Raw genomic sequence first — 6761 nt, forward strand, 5'->3', positions numbered from 1 at the left:
AGACAGGTTCCTAAAGTCAGGATTTCCAGAATCACATAACTGAAAAACAAAGAGTTGCATAATGCAAGGGCGCATAACCCAGCTTCAAACAATCCCAACAGAGAGTAAAAGCGTGCCCAACCCCAGTCCATCTCCATGTAGCCGACAGCAAAAATTTGTGCAAGCAAATTTAAGCCGGTAATGACGACCATCGCGCCGACACTTAATGAGGAGATTTCTAAATCAATAGAAAGGTTTAAACCAGCAGTATTCAGCCAAGGTATAGATATCTCATATGGCGCTTGATTCCAGGCGATTGGTAATACCAAAGCAGAATGAACAAACGCAAGAAATGTCATGACCAAGTTAATGTAACCTGCTGGTCTTGGTCCTGTGCGTTTAATGATTCCTGGAGACCAGGGTACGGCTAAAAGCGCACCACTTAAGGCATAGCAGGGAACTAACCAAACAGTTTCAAGCAGAAAATGACTCATTAATTCTCCTCCAATTTGCAGCATAACAGGACGCGGTTGTCAATCAACAACCGTTTTTTTCAACAACGCAGATATGCGAAATGAAAAATTTAAGTTTTATTTTATTTTCGTTAAATCATAGATTACCCTATATCTATGTCAAAGGGGAATAAGTTAGCTAAATCATTAGTCTATCATGACTCTAAGAAATTCTTATAGCTTGAAAATTTCCAATAGTTACTATTGTTTATTATCTATAAATGCTTGATTCAACAGTACCAGCCGCAGTGAACAAGGGGTGGGCGAGTCCGTTTCCTGCCTGGTAACTGATAACTGATAACTGTTCACTGTTTGAATAGTTACTATTATTTTACCTCTATATAGCAATCCATTGAGGAGTTGTGAGAATTGAAAAACTAAGATCCCCGACTTCTGGTGAGAAGTGGGGGATCAAGTTTGCTCACGTTCGCTCATAGCGTGCCCGTAGCGGCTCAGGATTTAGGACTGCCATAGCAGTTTTAGAAACAAACACAGACGCAATTCGTTGTGTCCGTGTTACTCTAGTTAGTAGATTTTTTCTACTATTGCTTGCCCATTTGCTGGTAAAATGTATGCCACTACTGATGACTGGTGCGACGAGTCACTAATAGGAGCAGGTTTCATTTCGCCCCTAAAGTCTAGCAGTTGTACAAGCAGGAGGTAGCCAAGTGCCAAAATTATGGAAACCGCACCTGTGATAATTGCAACTATTTTCCCACGATTCATCAATTCCACCTGTAATGTTAAGATATGCTAATACCCCTATATTAAAATTGCAATACCACATAGTGGTGCAGCAAGCGCATAAATAAACATGCCATCCCAGACAGCCAAAAAGCCGGAAAAACAGGCTTTTTGACCCTGGTTACATTCAGAATGCCTTACGCTCCTCTAAATGCGCTAAAATATCTTGACGATCGCGCCAAACTGGACGCAGTTGTTTGTTGGCAAACATCTGCAATTGGTCTTCAGTATGGGGCGAACCGCTTTGAGTTGCATTACCATAGCCAATCAGCGCCATCGCCTTTACTGGTTGAGAAAACTCAATAGCAGCGACGAACGAATCACCAGCAACTGCTTGGAAGCGACCTTCTGCTCCTGGAGCAAAATTAAGGACGCGGAAAATACCGAGACTTCCATCGCCACCGTTAGCAGGTAAATCCTTATTGCCCACATGCACCCGGAAAACATCCCCCCACGCGATATCCAGCTTTCCATAAGCTTTTTCCACTTTGCCCGCGACAGCTTCCAGTGTTGCAACTGCACCTTTAGGATCGGCTAAACCGTCTGGGGTGGTGCGTGGAGAGTCTTCACTCCAAGGTTTGCTGAACGATTTATCATCTAAGTTCATCTGTTTTGCCCAAAAGGCAAAAAGTACAGCACCCTTAGAATCTGCATTGGCTTGTCTATCCCACGCTTCTAGGACATCAGCTGCTCGTCGTGCTAATTCACCCCCCTGCTTTCGGGAAGCGGGAATTAAGTCATCCAAAATGCGATCTGCTAGTTCCATCCGGGTCGAATGTTTGTATTCTACCATCTCATCGAAAGAAATTTTGTCATCTGAAGATAGCATTCTTATAGAACGTTCCGTCCGAAAATCCTTGGGAAAAATCAGGCCAGTCGGTGCCATGTAAGCAGGGTAATTATCTGCTTTAATAGCAGTAGGATACGTCGTTGTCCAAGGTGGGTCATTAGTATTTTGCAACCAACCGCTTTCTGGGTCAATGACGCGTGGTAAATCTTGGTAGGGATGGATTTTCGTCCATAGTGTTTTAGACGTGTCACCAGGAATAATCCCTTCCCAGTATTTGAAATCACCTTGAGAACGAATTGGAACATCACCGTTGAACAGGTGCATGATGTGCCCATCTTTGTCTGCATACATCACCGTAAACATAGGTAGTTGCAAACGCTTGAGAACAGATTGAAACTGGTTGAGGTTTTGGGAACGCGCCATATCCCACCATTGCTCAAGGACACCAGGTCGATCAAGACCAGCAACGCGCAACGCCAAAGCAAAACCATCTTTTTGTGTCACCACAGGACCGTGAACAGAACGTTTGACGACGAGGGGTTGTTCGCTTAACGTACCATCTTTTTGTTTCACTTTTAAGGAGACAGTTGTTGTCTCGAAGGGACGCACTTTGCCATCGAAGCGATAACCATTGTCAACTAATTTGAGTGAGTACGTATCCCAACCATCGTAAATGTTGACGGTGTGAGTCCAGCCTAAATTATCGTTGAAGGCGATCGCCAACACCGGAACTCCAACAAGTGTTGCACCATAAGCATCAATATCGGGAGTCGAGAGTTGTGCTTCGTACCACAAAAATAAATCCGACCAAGGCAAATGTGGGTTTGCCAGCAGCATCGCTTTGCCACTTGCAGAATGTTCGGGTGCTATAGCCCAACCATTAGACCCTGCTTTTGATTCTTGCTTGGCGACGCCTGAAATGTCCTGTGGGTTAACAATAAAAGTAAAATGCAAAACTCGGTTTAGGTGAGCTAGAACATCTTCTGGCTTGACTGGTAGCACTACCTCTACTTCATCATCAATCAGTTCGCCATGCTCCTTAGCGTAAGCATTAATCCCCGCTGCAAAAGCATCCAGGTAGTTGCGAAAAGTTGGATTTTGTGCGTTGTACCAAGAACTCGCGCGTTCTGGGATTCCTGCCGTGAGAACCCAACGGTCTGAGTCTAAATATTTCTCTCCCCAGTATTCGGCAGCACGTCCACGTGCTTGACCGTAAAGACGCAAAAGCAAGTTACCGTGACTTTGCATCTGTGCCCAACCAAAGGCTTGAAATGCACTTCGGGTATCCTTGCCGTAGATGTGGGGTATCCCATAAGTATCCCAGAGTATTTCAGTGGATTTTGTTATCTGTGCAGAAGTCTGACATCCCAAAACTAAAGCAAAGATGATACCAAATACAAATGCGAAAACTCGGAATGGTTTTTGCCGGAAAGTTTTATGTAGGTAGTTCATATTTCTATTTAGGAATTAAGTTACTCATCACTGTTGGATATCAATTTTGGAGGATGGATTTTGGGAGATTTAGTTGTCAGTTAAGTTCAACGTTCCTCCTCTGATTCAACAACGCCCATTTCCGAACCACAGACAATAGCAATCAAAATTCCCAGCCAATTGTTCCTTGTACAGTCAAAGGTGCTCCTGGATAGACACGCAGGTTACTATTAGCTGATTCAAAATATGTGATGTCAAACAGGTTTTTGATGTTCACAGCGGCTCGGAAATTATTTCGCTTGTAGAACAGAGCAGCATCCGTCCGCAGATAATTCGGTAACTCAAAAGTGTTTGCTAAATCTCCTTGGCGATCGCCCACATAAAACAATCCTAAACCAAACCCCAAACCCTGCAAAAAGGAGCTTTGCAGGGTGTAGGTTGTCCACACGCTAAAAGAGTGTTTCGGGATGTTATTCAACTGGTTGTCTACCAGCAGTGGTCTGGTGTCTTTGGTGACGATGGCATCGGTGTAAGCATAGGCAGCAATGATGTTCCATCCGGGTAGGACTTCGCCTGCGATGTCGAATTCGATGCCTCGACTGCGTTGCTCTCCAGTAAGGATAGAGAACCGCGTATTGTTTGGATTAGGGACTATCACATTAGAGCGGGTGAGGTCATAGAATGCCAAGGTTGCAGAAACCTTATCGCTCAAGTCTGCCTTGACGCCGACTTCATATTGGGTCCCCCGTTCTGGTGTGAATAGCGTGTTGTCAAGGGTGGTGCCGTAGTTCTGCTGAAAGGCTTTACCATAGCTGGCGTAAAGTGAAATCTCGGGGATCGGTTGATAGACAATCCCGACACGAGGCGTGAACGCTTCATCTTGTTGAAAGGTGGTTGTTGCGGCGACGAAGTTTTCTTGCTTCTGATTGACAAGGTCAAATCGTCCACCGAGGAGCAGCTTCAGGTTGTCGGCAAAGGTAATCTGATCTTGAATGTAAATGCCTAAAGCTTGAGATGTGATACCACTATCAAACCTGCTCACAGGTCCTTGAGGGCGACCGTAAACCGGATTAAACAGGTCAAGGGGAGCCTGAGAGCTGTTCAATCCATCAGGCGTAAAATCAGTTTGTCTAAACAGATCAAAGCCAGTCACCAGTTGGTGTTGAATGCTCCCGGTCTTAAATTTACCCACAACGTAGGTATCCATCGTGTAGGTATTGGTAGAAGTACTTCCCTGGCTGTCGAAGAAAGATCCTCTTTGTAAGGTGCGGTTGTCTGCCAGAAGAGCGGTTGGTGAAGTGAATTTCTGGTCAACTTTGGAAAACGTACTTTGAAACGCATTGCGGATTTGCCAGTTCTCACTGAAGCGATGCTCAAAGTTGTAGCCAACTCGCAAAGCAGTGCGGTTATCTTTGTCGTCCGGTTCGTTGATATTGCGATTGAGCGGAATTTTGCCATTTGGATTGGGCAGCACCGTACCAACCGCTGGCAGTCCATTATCATCTTGCAGTTGACTGTCCAGATATTCCGCTTCCAGGGTTAGCTTTGTATTCTTGCCAATTTGCCAGGATAAAACCGGAGCAATAAAGTAACGCTGGGTATCGAAGAAGTCGATAAACGTGCCGGATGATTCCACCGAAGCATTTAAGCGATAGAGCAGGGTTTTATCGCTAGTTAGGGGACCAGAAAGGTCAACCGCACCGCGATAAAAGTCGAAATTGCCAAATGTTCCTTCGATGGAATAGTAAGGATCCTGACGGGGTTGCTTTGTAATCAGGTTGACTGCACCACCCAGAATGCCTTGACCGTAAAGCACAGACCCCGGACCTTTGAGCACTTCGATGCGTTCTAAGTTCGCAGTTTCCGAGGGAACTCGGCTACCAATTCGATCTCTCAGACCATTCCGCAAAACACCATCATTAACATTAGAAAAACCTCGGAAATAGAATCGATCAAATGTGCTGCGAGATCCACCCGCTTGCACTTGAACGCCACTCAGATTCCTCACGGCATCGCCGACGCGAGTAATTTGTTGGTCTTGGATCACCTGTCGCGGCACTACTTGAATCGCTTGCGGAATATCACGCTGATTCGTATCGACTTTCGTCCCAGTGGTCGATACAGATGAATTGTATCCATCTTGCTCCCCTGTTACCACCAACTCAATTGGTTCATCACCACTAGCGGATGGTTGAGTTGGCATTTTCTGACTGTCTGGCTGCTGTGCAGGTGATTGTTGTGTTTGAGGTTGCCCCTGTTGCGCTCTTTGTGATGTACTCGCGACGCTGAAAATAATACCTTCGTTGGGACTGTCAAACAACTCGACTGTCGGTACACCCGCCTCACCTGTCACCGTCACTCGAATAGTATTAGCATCAAAGTTAGTAACCGTTATTTCAGTAACACCTGCAATTGGCTTGGTGGAGCGAAATGTGAATGCATCGCCACTGGGTAGCCGTAGTTGAGCATTAGGAATATCAACGACAAAGTTATTGCCAGCACTACGATTCACCAGTTGTAACGCCTGACCTTTGGGTGTCTGTAAAATCACCTCCACGCCTTTTTTGGTGGGATTCGCCTTCACTCCGGTCACTTCCACGACTCCTGAGGTGGGTGTTGCCTGTGGTGTTGGTGACTGCACAAGCATTTGAGCACTGGTAATTGGGCGTTCTATCTCTGAGAGTGACCGAATCTCTGTTATTGGTTTAACGAACCGGGAATTGGTTACTAGACGTGGTTGTTGAGTAGAACGAGCGCTCTTTTCACCAGATGCCGTACTCTTGTCAACTCCAATTGATGATTTTTCTTCACTTAATGTGGGAGTTGTGAGCAACCCCACTATTACGCCTGTCAGCAACAGACTGGGAACAAGCCGCTTATATTTCATTCTTTTCGTTGTTACTCCCTCACGCCACGAAATCTCTAGTTGATGACGCCAGTATAGGACATTATTGAAATTCATTTGCATTGAGAAAGCAAGAAGCTGAAACTATAACAAACAAAAGTTTACATTTAGTTGGTCAACTTTAAACACACTATTGCTACATTTTGAGACTAATTCATTCATAAAACTTCATGATGTCAAGTCGGTATTTAGAAAACCTTGATGGTGCATGTTCATTTTTACATCATGCTATTACCTGTATGAACACAGACAGCATTGACCAGTAAACATTTTTGGGTGAGTTAACATGATTTGACTGAGACTACACAGAATCATGTGAGATGAAGAAAAGATAAATCTTGTTGCCATCTGTTTTTAACATCTATCAATAGTAAGATTTTTGTTTATATAGTTGTAACTC

3 protein-coding genes and 1 pseudogene are annotated in these 6761 nt (G+C 44.8%); all 4 read right to left on the reverse strand.

Annotated elements, in window-relative coordinates; all coding sequences use genetic code 11:
* Positions 1-473 (reverse strand): annotated as a pseudogene (locus DP116_RS26005) (NAD(P)H-quinone oxidoreductase subunit F); the annotation flags it as partial.
* A 543-nt stretch (positions 474-1016) separates the two neighbouring features.
* Positions 1017-1217: a hypothetical protein gene (locus DP116_RS26010; protein ID WP_169157902.1), complete on the reverse strand. Its 201-nt coding sequence runs from the start codon at positions 1215-1217 to the stop codon at positions 1017-1019.
* Between the two features lie 145 nt (positions 1218-1362).
* A complete protein-coding gene (locus tag DP116_RS26015; protein WP_169157903.1) occupies positions 1363-3477 on the reverse strand; it encodes an acylase in 2115 nt (704 codons plus the stop codon).
* 142 nt (positions 3478-3619) lie between these two features.
* Positions 3620-6343: a TonB-dependent siderophore receptor gene (locus DP116_RS26020; protein WP_169157904.1), complete on the reverse strand. Its 2724-nt coding sequence runs from the start codon at positions 6341-6343 to the stop codon at positions 3620-3622.
* Between the last annotated feature and the right edge of the window lie 418 nt (positions 6344-6761).

This window comes from Brasilonema bromeliae SPC951, from assembly GCF_012912135.1.
GTDB lineage: Bacteria > Cyanobacteriota > Cyanobacteriia > Cyanobacteriales > Nostocaceae > Brasilonema > Brasilonema bromeliae.